The sequence below is a fragment of the Dyella sp. A6 genome (assembly GCF_036320485.1).
GTDB lineage: Bacteria > Pseudomonadota > Gammaproteobacteria > Xanthomonadales > Rhodanobacteraceae > Rhodanobacter_A > Rhodanobacter_A aluminiiresistens.
Window position 1 is genome coordinate 3110942 of the sequence record NZ_CP132911.1, and the last position, 15608, is coordinate 3126549.

Annotated in this window: 18 protein-coding genes and 1 pseudogene; 12 read left to right on the forward strand and 7 right to left on the reverse strand. The window is 56.1% G+C overall.

From position 1 onward, the window contains the following. Positions 1–5 precede the first annotated feature (5 nt). Positions 6–182 (reverse strand): annotated as a pseudogene (locus RA164_RS16630) (IS110 family transposase); the annotation flags it as partial. Beyond that, on the reverse strand, positions 97–711 hold the full coding sequence (locus RA164_RS13890) for an IS110 family RNA-guided transposase (RefSeq protein WP_329741431.1): 615 nt from the start codon (positions 709–711) through the stop codon (positions 97–99). The gene RA164_RS13890 and the pseudogene RA164_RS16630, both read right to left, overlap by 86 nt. On the opposite strand from RA164_RS13890, the gene RA164_RS13895 reads away from it, so the two are divergent. From RA164_RS13895 to RA164_RS13910, 4 genes are read left to right on the forward strand one after another with little or no spacing between them, the layout of a single operon-like run. After that, positions 710–865, forward strand: coding sequence for a hypothetical protein (locus RA164_RS13895; protein ID WP_329741432.1), 156 nt, complete (start codon positions 710–712; stop codon positions 863–865). The two genes, RA164_RS13890 and RA164_RS13895, sit on opposite strands and share 2 nt — an antisense overlap. Then, complete coding sequence (locus tag RA164_RS13900) at positions 862–1047, forward strand: H-NS family nucleoid-associated regulatory protein (protein WP_329743561.1); 186 nt, start codon at positions 862–864, stop codon at positions 1045–1047. The genes RA164_RS13895 and RA164_RS13900 overlap by 4 nt, the downstream gene beginning before the upstream one ends. Positions 1048–1089: 42 nt before the next feature. Further along, a complete protein-coding gene (locus RA164_RS13905; RefSeq protein ID WP_329741433.1) occupies positions 1090–2022 on the forward strand; it encodes a tyrosine-type recombinase/integrase in 933 nt (310 codons plus the stop codon). A 40-nt stretch (positions 2023–2062) separates the two neighbouring features. After that, complete coding sequence (locus RA164_RS13910) at positions 2063–3280, forward strand: PLP-dependent aminotransferase family protein (RefSeq protein WP_329741434.1); 1218 nt, start codon at positions 2063–2065, stop codon at positions 3278–3280. On the opposite strand, the gene RA164_RS13915 is transcribed toward RA164_RS13910, so the two are convergent. Then, the gene (locus tag RA164_RS13915) at positions 3240–4700 is read right to left on the reverse strand and encodes a pentapeptide repeat-containing protein (protein ID WP_329741435.1); all 1461 of its coding nucleotides are present in this window, start codon (positions 4698–4700) and stop codon (positions 3240–3242) included. The two genes, RA164_RS13910 and RA164_RS13915, sit on opposite strands and share 41 nt — an antisense overlap. 423 nt (positions 4701–5123) lie before the next feature. Here RA164_RS13915 and RA164_RS13920 point away from each other — a divergent pair, with 423 nt between their 5' ends. From RA164_RS13920 to RA164_RS13930, 3 genes are read left to right on the forward strand one after another with little or no spacing between them, the layout of a single operon-like run. After that, on the forward strand, positions 5124–5546 hold the full coding sequence (locus tag RA164_RS13920) for a hypothetical protein (RefSeq protein ID WP_329741436.1): 423 nt from the start codon (positions 5124–5126) through the stop codon (positions 5544–5546). Then, entirely contained in the window at positions 5546–5941 is a 396-nt protein-coding gene (locus RA164_RS13925) for a hypothetical protein (protein ID WP_329741437.1), read from the forward strand. Before RA164_RS13920 ends, RA164_RS13925 begins: the two co-directional genes overlap by 1 nt. Continuing rightward, on the forward strand, positions 5938–7509 hold the full coding sequence (locus tag RA164_RS13930; RefSeq protein ID WP_329741438.1) for a DUF3987 domain-containing protein: 1572 nt from the start codon (positions 5938–5940) through the stop codon (positions 7507–7509). The genes RA164_RS13925 and RA164_RS13930 overlap by 4 nt, the downstream gene beginning before the upstream one ends. 467 nt (positions 7510–7976) lie before the next feature. Here RA164_RS13930 and RA164_RS13935 read toward each other — a convergent pair whose 3' ends face one another. Next, the gene (locus RA164_RS13935; RefSeq protein ID WP_329741439.1) at positions 7977–8642 is read right to left on the reverse strand and encodes a MobA/MobL family protein; all 666 of its coding nucleotides are present in this window, start codon (positions 8640–8642) and stop codon (positions 7977–7979) included. 386 nt (positions 8643–9028) lie between these two features. On the opposite strand from RA164_RS13935, the gene RA164_RS13940 reads away from it, so the two are divergent. Beyond that, complete coding sequence (locus tag RA164_RS13940; RefSeq protein WP_329741440.1) at positions 9029–9439, forward strand: hypothetical protein; 411 nt, start codon at positions 9029–9031, stop codon at positions 9437–9439. Between the two features lie 511 nt (positions 9440–9950). On the opposite strand, the gene RA164_RS13945 is transcribed toward RA164_RS13940, so the two are convergent. Beyond that, positions 9951–11027 carry an IS5 family transposase gene (locus RA164_RS13945; protein WP_412731039.1) on the reverse strand — a complete coding sequence of 359 codons (1077 nt, stop codon included), beginning with the start codon at positions 11025–11027 and terminating at the stop codon, positions 9951–9953. A 220-nt stretch (positions 11028–11247) separates the two neighbouring features. Here RA164_RS13945 and RA164_RS13950 point away from each other — a divergent pair, with 220 nt between their 5' ends. Next, positions 11248–11667, forward strand: coding sequence for an H-NS histone family protein (locus tag RA164_RS13950; protein ID WP_329741442.1), 420 nt, complete (start codon positions 11248–11250; stop codon positions 11665–11667). Positions 11668–11776: 109 nt separating this feature from the next. Here RA164_RS13950 and RA164_RS13955 read toward each other — a convergent pair whose 3' ends face one another. Beyond that, complete coding sequence (locus RA164_RS13955; RefSeq protein ID WP_412731110.1) at positions 11777–11863, reverse strand: YegP family protein; 87 nt, start codon at positions 11861–11863, stop codon at positions 11777–11779. 501 nt (positions 11864–12364) lie between these two features. Between RA164_RS13955 and RA164_RS13960 the strand changes: the two genes are divergently transcribed. Both RA164_RS13960 and RA164_RS13965 read left to right on the forward strand, forming a co-directional pair. Beyond that, positions 12365–12940 carry a TetR/AcrR family transcriptional regulator gene (locus RA164_RS13960; RefSeq protein WP_329741444.1) on the forward strand — a complete coding sequence of 192 codons (576 nt, stop codon included), beginning with the start codon at positions 12365–12367 and terminating at the stop codon, positions 12938–12940. Beyond that, on the forward strand, positions 12937–13917 hold the full coding sequence (locus RA164_RS13965) for an NAD-dependent epimerase/dehydratase family protein (protein WP_329741445.1): 981 nt from the start codon (positions 12937–12939) through the stop codon (positions 13915–13917). The genes RA164_RS13960 and RA164_RS13965 overlap by 4 nt, the downstream gene beginning before the upstream one ends. A gap of 179 nt (positions 13918–14096) precedes the next feature. On the opposite strand, the gene RA164_RS16635 is transcribed toward RA164_RS13965, so the two are convergent. Next, positions 14097–14957 (reverse strand): inositol monophosphatase family protein, encoded by an 861-nt coding sequence (locus tag RA164_RS16635; RefSeq protein ID WP_412731040.1) that lies wholly within the window; start codon positions 14955–14957, stop codon positions 14097–14099. A gap of 12 nt (positions 14958–14969) precedes the next feature. Between RA164_RS16635 and RA164_RS13970 the strand changes: the two genes are divergently transcribed. Further along, complete coding sequence (locus tag RA164_RS13970) at positions 14970–15599, forward strand: TetR/AcrR family transcriptional regulator (protein ID WP_329741446.1); 630 nt, start codon at positions 14970–14972, stop codon at positions 15597–15599. Positions 15600–15608: the final 9 nt, after the last annotated feature.

Below are 15608 nucleotides of genomic sequence, written 5' to 3' on the forward strand. Positions count from 1 at the left end.
ACGGCTGCCAGCAGCGCAGTCGCCGTCAGGGCACCGATACCAGGAATGGTCATGAGTCGACGTGCCATATCGTTCCGATCGGCCAACGCGGCCACCTCATCGGAAAGTTGCTGGATATGACCTTCGAGTTCGTTGAGGTACTGACGTAACATCCCCAGCAACTGGCGCATCGAAGGCGTCATTTTCGGCATCCTCAAGGACCTGTGGCAGGTCCAACTTGAACGCGCCGGCACCGCCACGCAAGGCAACCCCATACTCAAGCAGCAAGCCGCGCATCTGGCTGATCAGCGCGGTGCGCTGATACACCATCATGTCGCGTGCCCGATGCATGGCTTGCACGTCCACCTGCTCGACGCGTTTGACGATGACAAAGCGCATCGTTGGCCGTGTCGCGGCCTCGGCAATGGCTTCTGCGTCGACGCTGTCATTCTTGTTGAACTTTACGTACGGCTTGACGAACTGCGCGGGGATGATACGAACGGTGTGTCCATACGCCTGCAGCTTACGCGCCAGCCACTGCGAGCCAGGGCAGGCTTCCATGGCAATAACTGCGACCGGTACATTGCTGAAGAACTGCAGCAGAGTGTCCCGCTTGAGCTTCGTACGCAGTTCCGAATGGCCCGATTTGTCCAGGCCGGAGATATGAAAGAGATTCTTGCCGATGTCGATGCCGTAGGTAGCGACATGCTGAGCTTCAGCGAGGTGGCGCATGGTCGAATCCTCCATCGAAGGGAGTGGCGATTATCTCGCCGAGGAGGGGGCGGACCATCTCATTAATGTAAACCCGGCGCACAAGCGCCCGCTGTTGGCATGGTTGATGGATCGCCCAAGCCCGGTGGGTAATCATCTTGTCCTTGAGCACTGAAGTATCGCAATCCCGAGAATGCCGCCCAGAACTGGTCAGGCCGAAACAACCGCCCTGCGTGGTTTGTCGAGGCACTGAAAAACCAAGGCATGACTGCTGACAGCCTGCTCATCGCTGGCCCAGCTGATAAGAATGTATCGCAAGGTGCTTCATGGGGAGTGCAGCACAGGCCAGCCCCTTGAGCTCGGTAATCAGATCAGTCATGGGCCACAACGGCGTCTAAGATGTCCTGCCTTCCTCAAGAGAAATCTTTGATGCAGCAGCTTGACTCCGCCGTCGTAGATTTTATCGCCCACTGCAGGCACGCCAAAGCCCTTTCCCCGCACACAGTAAGGGCTTACACACAAGATCTAGCAGACTTCTCCTCATTCGCCCCCCAAGGAAGAAGCATCAGTAAGGCCAGTGATTCCGACGTAGAGCAGTACCTTCAGGGTCTTAACCGACGGGGGCTCAGTCCCGCGACCATCAAACGACGCCTGGGATGCCTTAAGGTATTCTTCCAGTGGCTCGCTTCAACCAAAACCATTTCGTGCAACCCACTCGAACAATTCAAATTGACCATCAAACAAGTCCGCCGACTCCCACGAGCCATCTCAAGAAAAGAGCTCAGGGAACTCGTGCATGTGGCATCCAACGCAAATAAGGTAACGCCCAGCGGCGCAACAGACCTCGGCATCCTCTTGATGGCGACCACTGGCATCCGGGTTGCCGAACTCGTTGGCTTGAGACTCGATGATATCGACACGATTGATGGCCAGGTTCTGATACATGGCAAAGGGAGTCGTGAGCGCACAGTCTTTGTAACGAACACAGATCTCCTTAAGAAACTAAAAACACATGCCACCGAACGCCTAAAAGCATCCGGCATCGACGGGCACCTGTTCGTCAACCAGCGGGGAACCCCACTTACACCGGCAGCCTTCCGGGCCCGCGTGCGCAAGACATGCGATGCGTCAAAAGTCAAACGCCACGTTACCCCCCATATGCTCCGACACACAGCGGCCACATTGCTCCTTGAGGAGGGCGTCGACGTCCGCATCGTCCAGCGCTTACTTGGACACCAGAGCATATCTACCACCGAGATCTATACCCATGTAGCCGACATGACGCTTCGCAAAGCCCTCCTACAAGCGGATTTGGCAAAGTACCTGAACTGAGCGCTGATAACTAGGAATTATCAGCAATGGGTGAAGTGCATTGAACGCATGCGATTTTGAGTTGAGCGCTACCCCGCGCTACGCTAAAGATGACTACGAAGACGTCAATGCTGAATTCTTCAATGACATACTGCGAACCAAGACTTGGTCATCGCTACCGGCCGGCTGGCATAATCCAAAAAGCGTTGCCGCTGAGACATTCCCACTTCAACAAGCCAATTTCGCAGATGGCTTGCAGTACGCTTTAGACGAAGGTTTTGCTCTAGGTGAGTTCAAAGAAGCCATCCTGAGCGTTCTGGGGCGTTGGGAGGCGCGAACAATGGCCTGGGGGGAGTTAACTATTTGCCCATCCGTTTCCACGGCAAACCTCGTCGTTTTGAGTGCACTCAAAGTCCGTGGATATCGGCACATCTGCTTCGAAAGCCCGGCCTATTTTGCGACCCCCATTCAAGCAGAGATGCTGGGCTTTGAGGTCCGAAGGGTCTCAGGCACACTCGCGGACGACTTCGAGATTCCAGGGAGATCGTTCATCGAATCCTTTCCGGGTACGCGCAAAGTGTTGTGGCTCACCCAGCCCCGCTTCGGACTTGGAACCAATCAAGACTTGTACGCACTTCGTGAACTGGCGTCGCAGTTGTCGCCTGACGATGTCCTCGTCTTCGATGAAGCCGCAGAACAGATGTTCCCCAGTGTCTTATCCGCAATTGGGCCAACATCTTGCACCATTCTTCGTACTCGTGGACTGATGAAAGGCATCGGTATGAACGGCATGCGCCTAGCTACCATTCTTCACCCGCATGACTGGCGAGCCGATATGGAGCTGATGCTGGAGCCATGTGGCGCATCTTTGGACCGCTTTAGCCTGAGAAATTTTGTGATCTTCGCAGACTCGCCGCAGCTCTTGCCGTCGCTGCTTGAAACTGCAAACAGGCAAGCAAGCCGTCTGCGGAAGGAGGTCGAGCTCACTACTCTCGGCACCTGGGCAAAGCCCACGCTTCTAATCAATGGCTACATTGGTTCAGTGGTGTTGGACTTTCGGGGACTTCCTGGTGACTACGCGTCAAAGCGTCGAGCCTTTCTGTACTACTGTAGAAAGCAACGCATGCCAGTTGTCATGCGGGCAAGCATAGGCTTCCCTCACGACGACGCGTGGGAGGCCATCCGCCTGAATTACTTTACGTCTGAGGAGAATGTTTCTCGATCTGCCGTGACCTTGGTTAGTGCTTATGAATACCTTTCTGAGCGTCTTGCTCGCTAGAAAGAAGGTCAACCAGTACCCTTCGGACTTTTTGAAAAAATGCGACACTCATACTCAACTGAAGGCCCAAAAGAAAAGAGTTGGGCAGAAGCGTTTTTACGCTTAACTGATACTCCCCACTCTTCGAGGGCATGAGACCCATTGATATGGCGAACACGTCATTGCTTACTTTGACCTTCGCGCCACCTTCCTCGCCAAGACGGGGCGTTTTCGACAGGCTCACCTTGAATCTTGTAGATAGGAAGGCCGCCACAAAGCCGACCAGCGCCTTGTGATTCACAAAGCCAAGTGCTAGATCTATCGGTGAATTTCTTGGCCGAACCGATTCTACTTCGATGCCATTGATGCCGACTTCAGCAAACCAATTTCGGAAGTAGTCTTCATCAAGGGGGCCTACAGCGGCGACATGAAGAATCTTGGTTTCTGCGAAGGCGGCAGACCAGTTCTCCACAGCCTCCAAGAACGCTGTAGCATGCCTGGCAAGAACCCAATGTATTCCTGCGACCTCTTGATAGAGCCCAGCCGCTTCTGGCCTTTGCTCGAGAAATTTCAGAATCTCAAAGTTCCGAGAGTGAAGAATGAGCAATGGGTAGACCGGCAGACGGTCTCGCTCAAAGAGCGCGACGAGGAACTGAGCAAAAGAAGAAAGTTGTGCACCAAAGCTGGCCTGTACGGCGACATCGCTCTTCCAGTTTCGAAGATCCAGCGCAGATTCAAATGCCCCCTCGTCCGCCTCGAGATTCTCCGTCTCAAAGTTTCGATATCGCAAGTACTCAACCGGGCTTAGTTCGCTCTCTGAAGCGATTTCGCCAAGCGCTGACCACTCGCATTTAACATCCTCGCCCATCGACGTGCGTGTCACCAGGCTGCAGTGTTGGAACTCACTCTTGAGAAGTCCGAAGTTTCCAAAAATTAGCCGGGCGTCGATGTCCATCGACGCCCAAGCCGTATCAATTAGGAGGCTGCTTTCGATGACGCGATTGGATGTCTCGCAGCTGAAGAACGAAGATTTCTCCAAATGGCTGCTTTTTATAATGATATGTTTTAGATCGCACCGGTCGAAGACGCATTCTTTGAACACGCAGTCACTAATGCCCGTGTCTGGGAAACGGCACTCGATAAATTCACAGCGCTCAAACGAGTTAGTGATAAAAGATGCGTGTCCTAGATCGCAGTTATCAAACACGACATCGGTTACCCGGCAGTCTTTCCAATCGCACCGGTCTAAGTCGATGTTTCGGAACTCTGCGTCATGAATTCGGCTCTCGGCGAAGTTGCCCGAAAACTGCTGCCAGGGCGCGAACGTGCCAGTCAGTCGCAGACGTCTGACATCATTGCCGACTCGAGGAATATCCCGTATCAATCCACCCGCAATGCTGGTAAGCCCCTGATCATCAACATATACGTGAAGCTCACCCATTGCTGATAATTCCTAGTTATCGTCGCTGGTGAAATTTTGCTTCTTAACTAAAAGCAGCGCAACCTGCTGGCCCTTGGCTAAGCGTGACAGGTTGCCGCTGTTCGTACCGCATCGAATAGAACACGTACAAGATGCAGGCGACGACCAAGTAACCCACACCTCCGACCACGAAACAGAATGAACAGTAGCTGAACACCCGCCTACATCGAACCCCCTCCCTGTTGATTGTCGAGGCAGCACCCCCCATTGCATGTACCGCCGGCTCGCCGGTGTTGTTCACTTCATGTCTCCGTTATAGCGGCGTAAGCCGCCACTGCAGCTCCGCTGCATTACTCCACTCAAAAGACATAGCGCACGCGCGCACCGCCCTCGGCCGCCCTCGGGCAGGCATAGGCCTTCTTTTGTCTTCTCTAGGAGATTTACATGATGTTGAACGACCGCCCCAATGGGGCAGCACGAATCGATAGTCGCAACATTCGGCGTGGCTGCGCTTTCAAGAAGGCGCACAACACTATCAATTCCCCCACCCCAGCGGCCCCACGAGGCCGGTACACACTCGATGTCTTGACTTTGGGTGACATCTCCGAGCGCATGAACCGCTCAAGGTCATGGCTGTACGCTAACAATATCGTCCCGTTGCTGGACTCGGCCGGGAAGCACATCAATGCCAACAAGCCGACGCCCTTCCCGTGGGTGCAACTCCCTTTGCCATTCAACGAAGTCGGCGAGCGGCTCTGGCAAGCAACTCAAGTGGATGAATGGGCGATCGAAATCTTCACTCGGGGCCGTCACGAGCGGCTCGCCTCTTCCGATGGTTCGCTCCAGCTCTCGCGGGAGGTGCGGTGATGGATCCCGTCAACGAGCTGACCCAACACCGCTACGCAGAGGAAAAGCCTGCGGCCACGGCAGAGGACATCATAGCGGCACTCGATACGCTAGAGCCTGACGCTGACTCGCAAGCAGCCATGCTTATCGCGGCTACCTTTCCTGCACTCAAGCAGGCAATGGATCGCGGCAACTCCAAGCAACGGATTCTCGCGCTGCTGAGCGATAAGGGCGTCACCTTGCATCCGAAAAAGTTCGACAGGCTGTTCAATGCGGAACTGAACGCACGCAATGAACGCGGCGAACGCTTCTGCTGCGTGACATGCGGCCAATCGATCACTAAGCAAAAGGACCGAGGGAGTACGAGCGTCACCTCGTCTGATCACGACGACCGCGCCAAAAGGGGAGAAGCATGATGCAGGCGGATCTCCCCACCGACACGGTGAAGCGCGTGGCGCAAACCGAGTCAAGTACCAACTACCTGCAGACCGGAGGGCGCCCTTTGGGCGCCCTCCATTATCACGTCTGCGGCCCTATGCACGCATTCCCAAAGGTCGCGTCCAAGATGATCGAGGAGCTGATACAGAATCTCCAGACCCCAATCGCGGTCAACATCGGTGTCACTTTGGCAGCCATGTCCGCTGCATGCCAGCCGTGGATCCGCGTCCAACTTCCCAATGAAGACACCCCACAGATCACAGCTCTCGCAACCATCGTGGGGGTGGACTCCGTCATGGGTGATAATCGTGCCGCAAACCATGCCTTCCGCTCCATCCGCGAATACAGCCTCGATCAAGCCCACCAATACGCGAAGAGCGAAACCACCCGGGAGACCCAGTCCGCGCTCTATCGCGCCAAACATAAGGCCCTCTCTGGCAAGCTCACCAAACTATACGATCCTGACAAGAACCCATCCGCCAAGGATATTGCAGAGGCCGAGGACGCACTTGGCCGTCACATCAGCGGCAGAGTCAAGGCAGCTGAACCACGCCTCTACATCAAGGGCAATATCACAGTTACAAGGCTGGTTAAGGATCTTGAAGGCATCCATGTACCTGCACTTTGGGCTACCGATGGGAGCCAAGGACTCTTCGGCAAAATAACCAAGGAGGACATGGCGATCATCAACGAGATCTTGGAAGGTCGGACTGTGTTGTACCAGAGACTGCGCCAAAACGCCCTGGTAGAGAATGCACTCCTGACCATTTTCGCTTCCACGTCATGTGGTGAGTTTGACCTCTTTATCAAGAACAAGGGGCGATTTGCCATGGATGACGGTCTCATTCCTCGCTGCCTTATGGCCAAGACTTCTGGTAACGCCCGCATTCAGCCCATCATGGAGCCTGAATCGCCTTGCTCGGATGCATTCAATCAACGCGTCACGGAACTACTTTCTCGAGTCCAGCAACTCACTGCGAGTGGCGAACTTGAGCCCATCACTCTGGAATTCACTGACGAAGCCAAACTGGCTTTCATGGGGCTCTTAGATGATTGTCGTCACCGTGTAAATTCCACGAATGACTGGAGACAAATCGAAAAATCCGCGAAGAAATATCCTTCCAACGTTGCTCGTATCGCAGCTATCTTTCACTTCTTCGGCGGGCAAGATGGTAACCTTATCTCGATAGACACTCTTCGCCGGGCGCGTATCGTCGCAGATTGGTATATGGAGCAAGCCAAGCAGATTCTTGTCATTGAACCTACGAAGCGTCGCCTTGAGAAGCTGATCGATTTTCTCTACGCCGATTGTATCCAGAAAAGGAGGCACGAAAGGTGCGTGAGCCCGTTTGAAGGGCATCTCATCTCTGTGCGATGGATTCTCCAAAATCATAACGTGGACAAGGATACGCTCGCTTCCATGCTTACGATTCTATACAGGGAAGACATGGCATGGCCCGGCGCCTCATCGTCGGGTGCACAGTGCATCGAGCTGAACTATCAAAAGTTCTCTCGGCAGCGAGTCGTATCCGACTTCAATCTGTAGGCCCAAACCAAATCACGGCGAACCGACCGGTTCGCCGTGATTTGCAACGTGCTCACTACATACTACACACAACTTTCATCGCACTGATTACGGCAAATCGTGGGTATGCCGACGAATACACAAATCTCTATTCACGGGCACCAGAGGTTCACGGGCACCAGAGGTCTAGCTTCATCGTATTCGACTCGACATCCAAACGCAGGCTCGCAAGCACCCTCCTCGCACCGCATCCACTCCTAGGCCTGAAAAAACTACTACACCTACTACGTAGTAGGTGTAGTAGCGAATGGTTTCACGGAGTCGCCAACCAGTAGCCCGAATGCGCCCCATCCATGCCCATAAGCGCCTACCCACTTTCGCATCAAGGCATCGGCATTCGTGATGCCACGCTTGGTACATGAGCCCAGAAGAGCCTCTCAATTGCCCTGCGCTCCCTGTTTGCTTGTTCACTTACGGCATGACAGCTTTCAGTCGATACCAGGGTCATCTCGATATCTTGCGCGAAGGTAGGCTTTCTTCTCCAGGGCCGACATTCGCCGGATACGGCCGGGACCCAGATGACGTTCCGGTTTCCGGCTCAAGCCTTGCTCCCTCAAGGATCGGTGGTCTACGCGCGCTTCGTGTCCATAACGAATCAGCGCCTCATTCTGGGCCACGGCAGTTTGCTTCTTCAATCTAAGGACGGAGTCTCGCAACTCCATCAAGTTCATGCCACCGCTTGCTTTGCGGCAACCTCCGCGTTCAGGACACTTCGAGTTGTAGCGCCTGAACATTTGCTCAGGGGGGCGCTCTATGCCGTCCGGCATTCGGTCAGAGACCATGAGATGAAGGTGCGTATTGAGCCACCCTTCCAGCGAGGAGCACTTGGCATGTACGGCGTACTGGTAGGGCCTATTGCCAGCAATGTCGGCAACATGCCTCAAGGCTAAAGCAATTTGCTGATCTTGGGTCAACTCTGATGGAAGCGCGATCTCATGTTCACGATATGTCGCACCATTCGCGCGCTCATGCATGTCCGCCATCTTCCAGAAGAAAATTGGGTTATTCACAGCCCAATCAGGCATATTCCCGTAGCCCGTTGCAATGACATCCTCCCGCCCACGATGTCGCCCCTGGCCCGTGATGTAAGCCATGTGACTCGCCGCTACCCCAACTCCGCCAGCCTTCAGCTGGTGATGGAAACTTGCCATGCAATTACCCTTTCTCTGTCATCCAAAAAAAACCGACGAAGTTGACTTCGTCGGTTGCACATGAGGGGAATTCACCACGTCTAAGCAGGCTTTGGCGAGAAACGGTATGTGCGCGCGCACCCACACACCCAATGGGCTCTACGCTTTCGATACCAATTCTTTCTTATCCTATCTCTGATGCTCAGTCACTGACGCCCAATCACACTGAATGCATTCCACCTCATACGGCTGCACCGTATCGAGATTTTTTACTACATGATCGTAGGCACTCGGCGGGAAGCACTCGCGTGATTCACTCAACACGGATTACCCTCCAACCAGTCCATGCCATGCAATATCGCTCCAAGGAGCTCTGCGTGCACGCACCTCAATCACTTCCACAAGAACGACAACCACATCCACCCGCACCTTCCTTTACCCAGAAAGTGACGAGCATCCTCACCATATCGTCGCTCTTCATCGTGGTGATGACACCATTCGCTTATTTGGGTGGGCGGGCATACCACGATGGCTGGTACGCAGCACTTCGTCTTGACCCGAACATGTTTCCCCTGGATCCGCAGGGAGTTCTGGTTGAAGGCGCCATCGGATGGGGAGAGGTACTATCGACCGTAATGGACACCATTTGCCACGTAATCGCGCACTATTGGTTGGAGGCAATTGGTATCCTTGCCGCTATTGCCGCGCGCTTCATCGTGTCCATAGACGGCTTGCTTACACCAGTCGACGAAAGCGGCTGAATAAGCCTATTCGCCGACGTCGGAGAGCCATCCGCCGGTGGTTTCGCCCATCCATCAAACCAACACTCTTTCTTGCCATGGTGATTCTTACTACCTTTGAGCTAATGTTTGGCTTGGGATCAATATATGGCATGGTTGTGCTGCCCACACTGTTGATGGGACAGCACGACGCCCACAGGATGGCGGCCACAGGCTTCACTCACTCACCGCAGACCGTGGCAAAGAACCCAGAAGGCAAACTCATTGAAAATGCATCTGGTCGGATGCGGGCCGTGATTCTGCGCGCCTTGGGCACAGCGTCACGCGAGCACAGTCCCCGTGTCTGCAATCACTTCGTCAGACTCACCTCCACCGGCTTCCTCGCATCACCGCAGGTAGGAACCGAGTACTCCTTCGAACAGCGCCTTAACAGGCTGTTGAGAAGCGCCCATTCAGAGGCCGCACGATAGGTTCAATGAATCATGAAACGACCGCCATGCCATGGCGTTGCCGTCGCTGGACGCACGTCCCCTCACGTGGGCGAGGGATTCCACCACTCACCAATACCGCCGAGCCAGATCAGGTTGTAGGCCGCAAAATTCCAATGCACCCAGGCGCTGACCTTCGCCAAACCGACCAGGGGCAGCTTGCGTAGATCGCCGACGGTCTTGACCCAGCCAAAGCCCTGTTCGATGCGTTTGCGCACCTGCAGGCTGATGGCGTAGCCCTTGCCACGCGCCGTGCGCCCGTCAAAGGCGCTGCGCCGACCGTTGGCGGTGTTGCGGGCGATGTGCGCCTTGATACCGCGCTGCTTCAGCTGGCCGACGAAGTCGCGCACGTCGTAACCCTTGTCGGCACCCAGCGTCGCGCCACGATGCAGGTGCGCATCGACCAGGGCCAAGGCGCCATCGCGTTCCCCCGTGCCCGTGGCGTGACGAACGTCCACACCCACCAGCAAGCCGTGGCGGTTTTCCATCAAGGCATTGGCCAGATAGGCCAGACGCGCCTGTTGACCTTGACCTTTGCGGGCCAGCCGCGCGTCCGGGTCGGTGGTGGAGGCATGCGTGTCGTTGCTGCGCTTCTGACCACGGAAGTCGCTGCCATCCCCATCGTCCGAACCGTCCTTGGGACGGAAGCTGCGGTGCGAGGCCCAGGCTTCCAGCAGCGTGCCATCCACCGAGAAGTGCTCGTCACTGACCAGTTCGCCCAGCCGGGCCAGTAGGACCGTGTGCGCGAAGAACCGCTGAGCGATCTCGGCGTCGAACAAGCGGTCGCGGTTGAACGAGAACGTGGAGTGGTCCCACACCGGGTCGTCGATATTCAGGCCCACGAACCAGCGAAACAGCAGGTTGTAGTTCAACTGCTCCATCAGCAGCCGCTCGCTGCGCACGCTGTAGACCACCTGCAGCAGCGAGGCCCGCAGTAGCCGTTCCGGCGGAATCGAGAGGCGGCCACCCGGTGCATAGCTCGACGCCAGGAGTTCGTCGAGCTCCTTCAGGATCGTGTCGACCAGCATGCGTAGCTTGCGGATCGGATGATCGCCTGGCACGCGCTCGTCCACCGATACATACGAGAACATGCCCAACTGCTGGATATCTGCTCCGCGCACCGTGACAACCCGATCATTGATGAGGGCTATCATTGTCGCGGCTGCGGGGCGTTTCTCAACAGCCTGTTAAGCCCGCCACAGTCCCAATGAATTGAATTCGATAGCTCTAGTCATCAGAACGCCCCGTCGTCGCGTAACATGTTGATACTCGCATGAATGGCAAAGATGCCGTCTTCGACGAAAAATCCTAAAAACCCAGCTAATCAATCAGAGGCTGTCAATGACCATTGACCTGAAGAACCTATCTCCGAAAGAACTCCAAGCGCTCATCGCCAGCGCCAATGCACAGATGGAGGCGGCGCATGCACAGCACGTCAGTGCTGTCCGCGCAAAGGTGGATGCGCTCCTCAAGAACGCTGACCTGACCCTGGATCAGGTCTACCCGCGGCGCGGCGGTAAGAGTAACAAAGGTCCGAAGGCTGCCGCCGCGCCGAAGTATCGCAACCCGGAGAATGCCACTCAAACCTGGTCAGGCCGTGGCAAGCGTCCAGCATGGTTTGTCGCTGCCTTGAGGAAGAAGGGCGTGACTGCGGACAGCCTGCTCATTACTATCTCCGCGGCCAAGGCCTTACCTGCCAAGAAGGCCGTGAAGAAGGTGGCCAGAAGGGCCCCTGCCAAAAGGGCTGGCACGAAGAAGTAAGAACAAACGCAGCACCGCCGCGATGGTATCTTGGATGCCTTCAGACTGCCGAAGGCCGACGGATGCCGGCCTTCGGAGACATTCGATCACGACGGGCTCTACAACCTGGTCAAGTCTCGTCCTTGATATCGGCCGTCGGTCCATTCTCCTTGACGGAGGCAATACCCCTCTCACACGCCGCCGAAGAGGAATACATCTCGCTGCGACCGATCACCTCGCCGGGGGCGCGCACCGATCAAAACGCATCACGCAACCGATCAGCGCTGATCATACCGCCGACCGCTATGATCAGCGGAGGGCTCGCGCTAACGGACTGAAGCCAACTCAAAGCAGACATGATTGGGAACCCTGCGCAGGAGACGCTTTGCACATGACTCAAAGTGTCATGCACACCTACACCGTACAACCCCGAATCAGTGAGACGGGGCTTTCTCCCGAAGAAAGGGTTATCAGTCACCACTGATGACTTAGTGAACAGTCCCCGCTGAACCGCATCCATCCGCTCGGAGCGGGCGGCAAACCGGATGCGGAGCAGCCGCGCTAGCTCATGAGTCAGCTTCCCGATTAGCAATCACGCCTGGCCGCAGGCTGTCCGCTACTCCTGTTAGCAACTCTCGCCCCAAAGGGATCAGAGCTTTGCATCAAACAATTTAGCGTCGCTATAGACAAGCCAATATAGCGTCGCTATATTGGCCGCATGAATACGCGCGACATCCTGCTCCATGCTGCCCTTAAGCTTCTGGAAGAAGAAGGCGAGGCACAGTTCACGACGCGAAAGATCTGCGCGATCGCAAACGTGACCGCACCTACGCTCTATCACCACTACGGCAATGCAGATGGACTTCTGAGCGCCGCCATTGCGGAAGCCTTCGCACAATTTCTCGAAAGCAAGCGGACAGTGGCCCAATCCACTGATCCGGTGATGGCGCTGCGCGAGGGCTGGGACGATTACGTACGCTTCGCTGCGGCTCGCCCAAGGCTCTATGCGGTGATGATGAGCCGCGTTCTGGACGGCGCTGACATCACCGCTGCCGAGCAGGCCTTCGCGCTTCTGATCGCACGCCTAGAGGCTGTTGCCGCAGGGGGGCGACTCGGACCAACCATCCAGGATGCGGCGGATCTCATGTGGGCGTCTGCCAATGCCGCATCCCAACTTCACGTCACGGCACGGCTGCGGAAAGTGAAGGCCCCAACTCCCGCAATTCTTGAACGCATCCGCGAGGATGCCCTGCGGTTCATCCTGAATTCTGAAAAAGACGGCCTGTCACCATGAAAATTCTCGTTACGGGGGGCACCGGGATGCTCGGCGGCCATCTAATCCCTAAGCTCGTGGAAGCAGACCATCAGGTTTTCGCCCTCACACGCTCTGAAGCCTCCTACGCCAGGCTGAAGACCATGGGAGCCATGCCACTCGGCGCCGATCTAAATAGCAGCACGCCTCTGTCACTGCCCGCAGTCGACGCCGTCGTGCATGCAGCCGCCATATTCCGCTTTTCAGGACCTCGAGAACCTTTCTTCCGCACCAATGCCGATGGCACCGCCGCTCTGCTCGAGGCATCCGAATCCGCCGGTGCGAAGATATTCGTCTATATCAGTGCAGCGGGAATCATCATGGATGACGGCGGCACGGCAATTCGCGACGCGGATGAGCGCGCGCCGACGTTCCCTAACCACGTCTCCGCCTACATTGCGAGCAAGGCCCAGGCCGAGCAGTTGGTCCTAGCAGCCAACAGACCCGGCTTCCGTACGATCGCGCTTCGCCCACCGGCCATCTGGGGGCCTGGCGATCCGTTCAGCAAGGCGCTTCCTGAAGCGATCAGGTCCGGGCAGTTCGCCTTCATCGACCGCGGTGACTACGCCTTTGCCACTTGCCATGTGGACAATGTGATCGAAGCCATTCGATGCGCTCTTGAATGCGGGGAAGGCGGTCGCGCCTACTTCATCAAGGATCGGGAAGATCAGACCTTCCGGGAATTCGTGGCGTCACTTGCGAGCCTGCAAAATTTGTCCATCGACAAGCTGCGTTCGATGCCCTATTGGCTCGCTTCATCCATTGGCCGGCTGCTCGATACTTTCTGGGCCATCACGCGAAAAAGCGGGGATCCACCCATTTCGCGCTCAATGATCCGCATGATCGGGCGCGCCTTTACCGTCAACGACGCTGCCGCACGTCGAGAGCTGGGCTACATCGGAAGAACCTCGCGTTCCGATGGCTTGCAAAGCTATGCGAGACCGCCGGCTCGACGATAGAGCCCTTGAAAGAAACCGGTGACATGCGGGAAACAGGGGGCAGGCTAGACTCTTCAGTGATCGCTTCTGGCACCGATTTCTGCCTGTGGCGCGTGCTGATCGAAATGCCGGCACACTGATCACGGCCAACTGGTCCGGGTGATCAATCTTTTCGATGTGCGCAGCGGGGAGAACCCCGGCTATGCTTTGGACTTTGCAAGTATTCGCACGAGTTGACGGTGTAGGCTGCTAGGCGCCGCCACAATGCCACCAGGAGTCCAGCCAAGAGGCTGTCCCACCATGTCGCTGACGATCCCTCCCGCCTCCTCGACGAGGAGACTCCCAGCGAGCCAATCCCCTACATCCTGACCAACCTCCCAGTAACCGTCCAGTCGACCCGAGGCGACATAAGCCAACTGCAGAGATGCAGAGCCCATCTGACGGACCACAAAGGCCTTGGATGAAACCGCTCTCAGAAGGTTAAGCGAATGACGATGCGATTGCCCCCCCACCTGAGCAAGTGGAGGGATCGCGGTCGACATTACGGACGTTTTGATTTCAGTCTTCATGCTTGACGTCAATCTATGCCCGTTCAAGGTCGCCCCGTACCCCGCCGCCGCGACAAACATCTCACCCAAGGCTGGTTCGTAGACAAAGGCAGCACGAACCTTCCCGCCCGTCACGAGTGCCAGCGAGCTTGACCACAACGGCAAGTTCTGAATGTAGTGGTATGCACCGTCAATGGGGTCGTGGATCCAGCAAGTCGAGTCCTTAGACTCAAGCTGTGGCTCCTCTCCTCCCCACTTGATGGGTGGGTAAAGGTCGTATAACGCCGCTCGTAACTCGTCGGCGCCGAAATGGCCTATCCCACGCACCCAAGCAATGACCGCACTCAAATCTTCGCAGGGTGGAGGCCGTTCAGAAATCGATGCAACCTTGTCAGTTGTGGCACGCAGCAGGTTGCCACAAGCCTCCAAGTCAATGTCAATCACCTTTTTGTATCCTTCCCAGTACCACTTGGCACTACGATAGACGGTAGGTTTCTCCCTTCCTACTCGCATTTTCCAATCATCGTGAAGGCCCGCCAGTCAACGTTAAGCCCAAGAAAAAAGGCTTCTCAAGAGCGATCAATCATGACGGTTGATGCAATTGTTGAAGCAGCCGCTCGCATTCTTGAGACGCGTGGCGCGGAGGGCTACACCACCAATGTCATCGCGGAGCGCGCAGGAGTGAGCGTCGGCTCGCTGTACCAGTACTTTCCGAACAAGGATTCGATCACGAACGCCCTGATTGAGCGCGAGACAACCATTCTCATTGGTCGCGTGCGATCCGCTGCTGGCGAATCCGACGCACGGTTAGCACTTAGCGTCATGATTCGACTTGCGGTGGCACACCAATTCGAGCGCCCTATACTCGCCCGTCTCCTGGATGCCGAAGAGGTTCGCCTTTTGGGCTCCGCCCATGAGTCACGCTTCGCAGAACTCGCCCGTTCCGCAATAGCCCCAGTGGTGAAACGGGTGACATGCGCACAAGTTGAGGACGCCGAATCTGCCGCGTTAGACATCATGGCGATTACGCGGGGGCTGACGGATGCCATAAGTGTACAAGGCGACGTTAGAACACATGGAGTGGAACAAAGGATCTCTAGAGCCGTATTTGGCTACTTGGGGTTAGCGTGCGGGCAACGCCGCTTCCCGCTTTGAGTAGCAGGG

Excerpts from the sequence above, each read along its gene's own strand:
- RA164_RS13895 (WP_329741432.1), top strand. The coding sequence starts at position 710 with ATGGTCGAATCCTCCATCGAAGGGAGTGGCGATTATCTCGCCGAGGAG.
- RA164_RS13890 (WP_329741431.1), bottom strand. The coding sequence starts at position 711 with ATGCGCCACCTCGCTGAAGCTCAGCATGTCGCTACCTACGGCATCGAC.
- RA164_RS13905 (WP_329741433.1), top strand. The coding sequence starts at position 1,090 with ATGTCCTGCCTTCCTCAAGAGAAATCTTTGATGCAGCAGCTTGACTCC.
- RA164_RS13915 (WP_329741435.1), bottom strand. The coding sequence starts at position 4,700 with ATGGGTGAGCTTCACGTATATGTTGATGATCAGGGGCTTACCAGCATT.
- RA164_RS13920 (WP_329741436.1), top strand. The coding sequence starts at position 5,124 with ATGATGTTGAACGACCGCCCCAATGGGGCAGCACGAATCGATAGTCGC.
- RA164_RS13925 (WP_329741437.1), top strand. The coding sequence starts at position 5,546 with ATGGATCCCGTCAACGAGCTGACCCAACACCGCTACGCAGAGGAAAAG.
- RA164_RS13930 (WP_329741438.1), top strand. The coding sequence starts at position 5,938 with ATGATGCAGGCGGATCTCCCCACCGACACGGTGAAGCGCGTGGCGCAA.
- RA164_RS13935 (WP_329741439.1), bottom strand. The coding sequence starts at position 8,642 with ATGGCTTACATCACGGGCCAGGGGCGACATCGTGGGCGGGAGGATGTC.
- RA164_RS13940 (WP_329741440.1), top strand. The coding sequence starts at position 9,029 with ATGCAATATCGCTCCAAGGAGCTCTGCGTGCACGCACCTCAATCACTT.
- RA164_RS13950 (WP_329741442.1), top strand. The coding sequence starts at position 11,248 with ATGACCATTGACCTGAAGAACCTATCTCCGAAAGAACTCCAAGCGCTC.
- RA164_RS13955 (WP_412731110.1), bottom strand. The coding sequence starts at position 11,863 with ATGTATTCCTCTTCGGCGGCGTGTGAGAGGGGTATTGCCTCCGTCAAG.
- RA164_RS13960 (WP_329741444.1), top strand. The coding sequence starts at position 12,365 with ATGAATACGCGCGACATCCTGCTCCATGCTGCCCTTAAGCTTCTGGAA.
- RA164_RS13965 (WP_329741445.1), top strand. The coding sequence starts at position 12,937 with ATGAAAATTCTCGTTACGGGGGGCACCGGGATGCTCGGCGGCCATCTA.
- RA164_RS16635 (WP_412731040.1), bottom strand. The coding sequence starts at position 14,957 with ATGCGAGTAGGAAGGGAGAAACCTACCGTCTATCGTAGTGCCAAGTGG.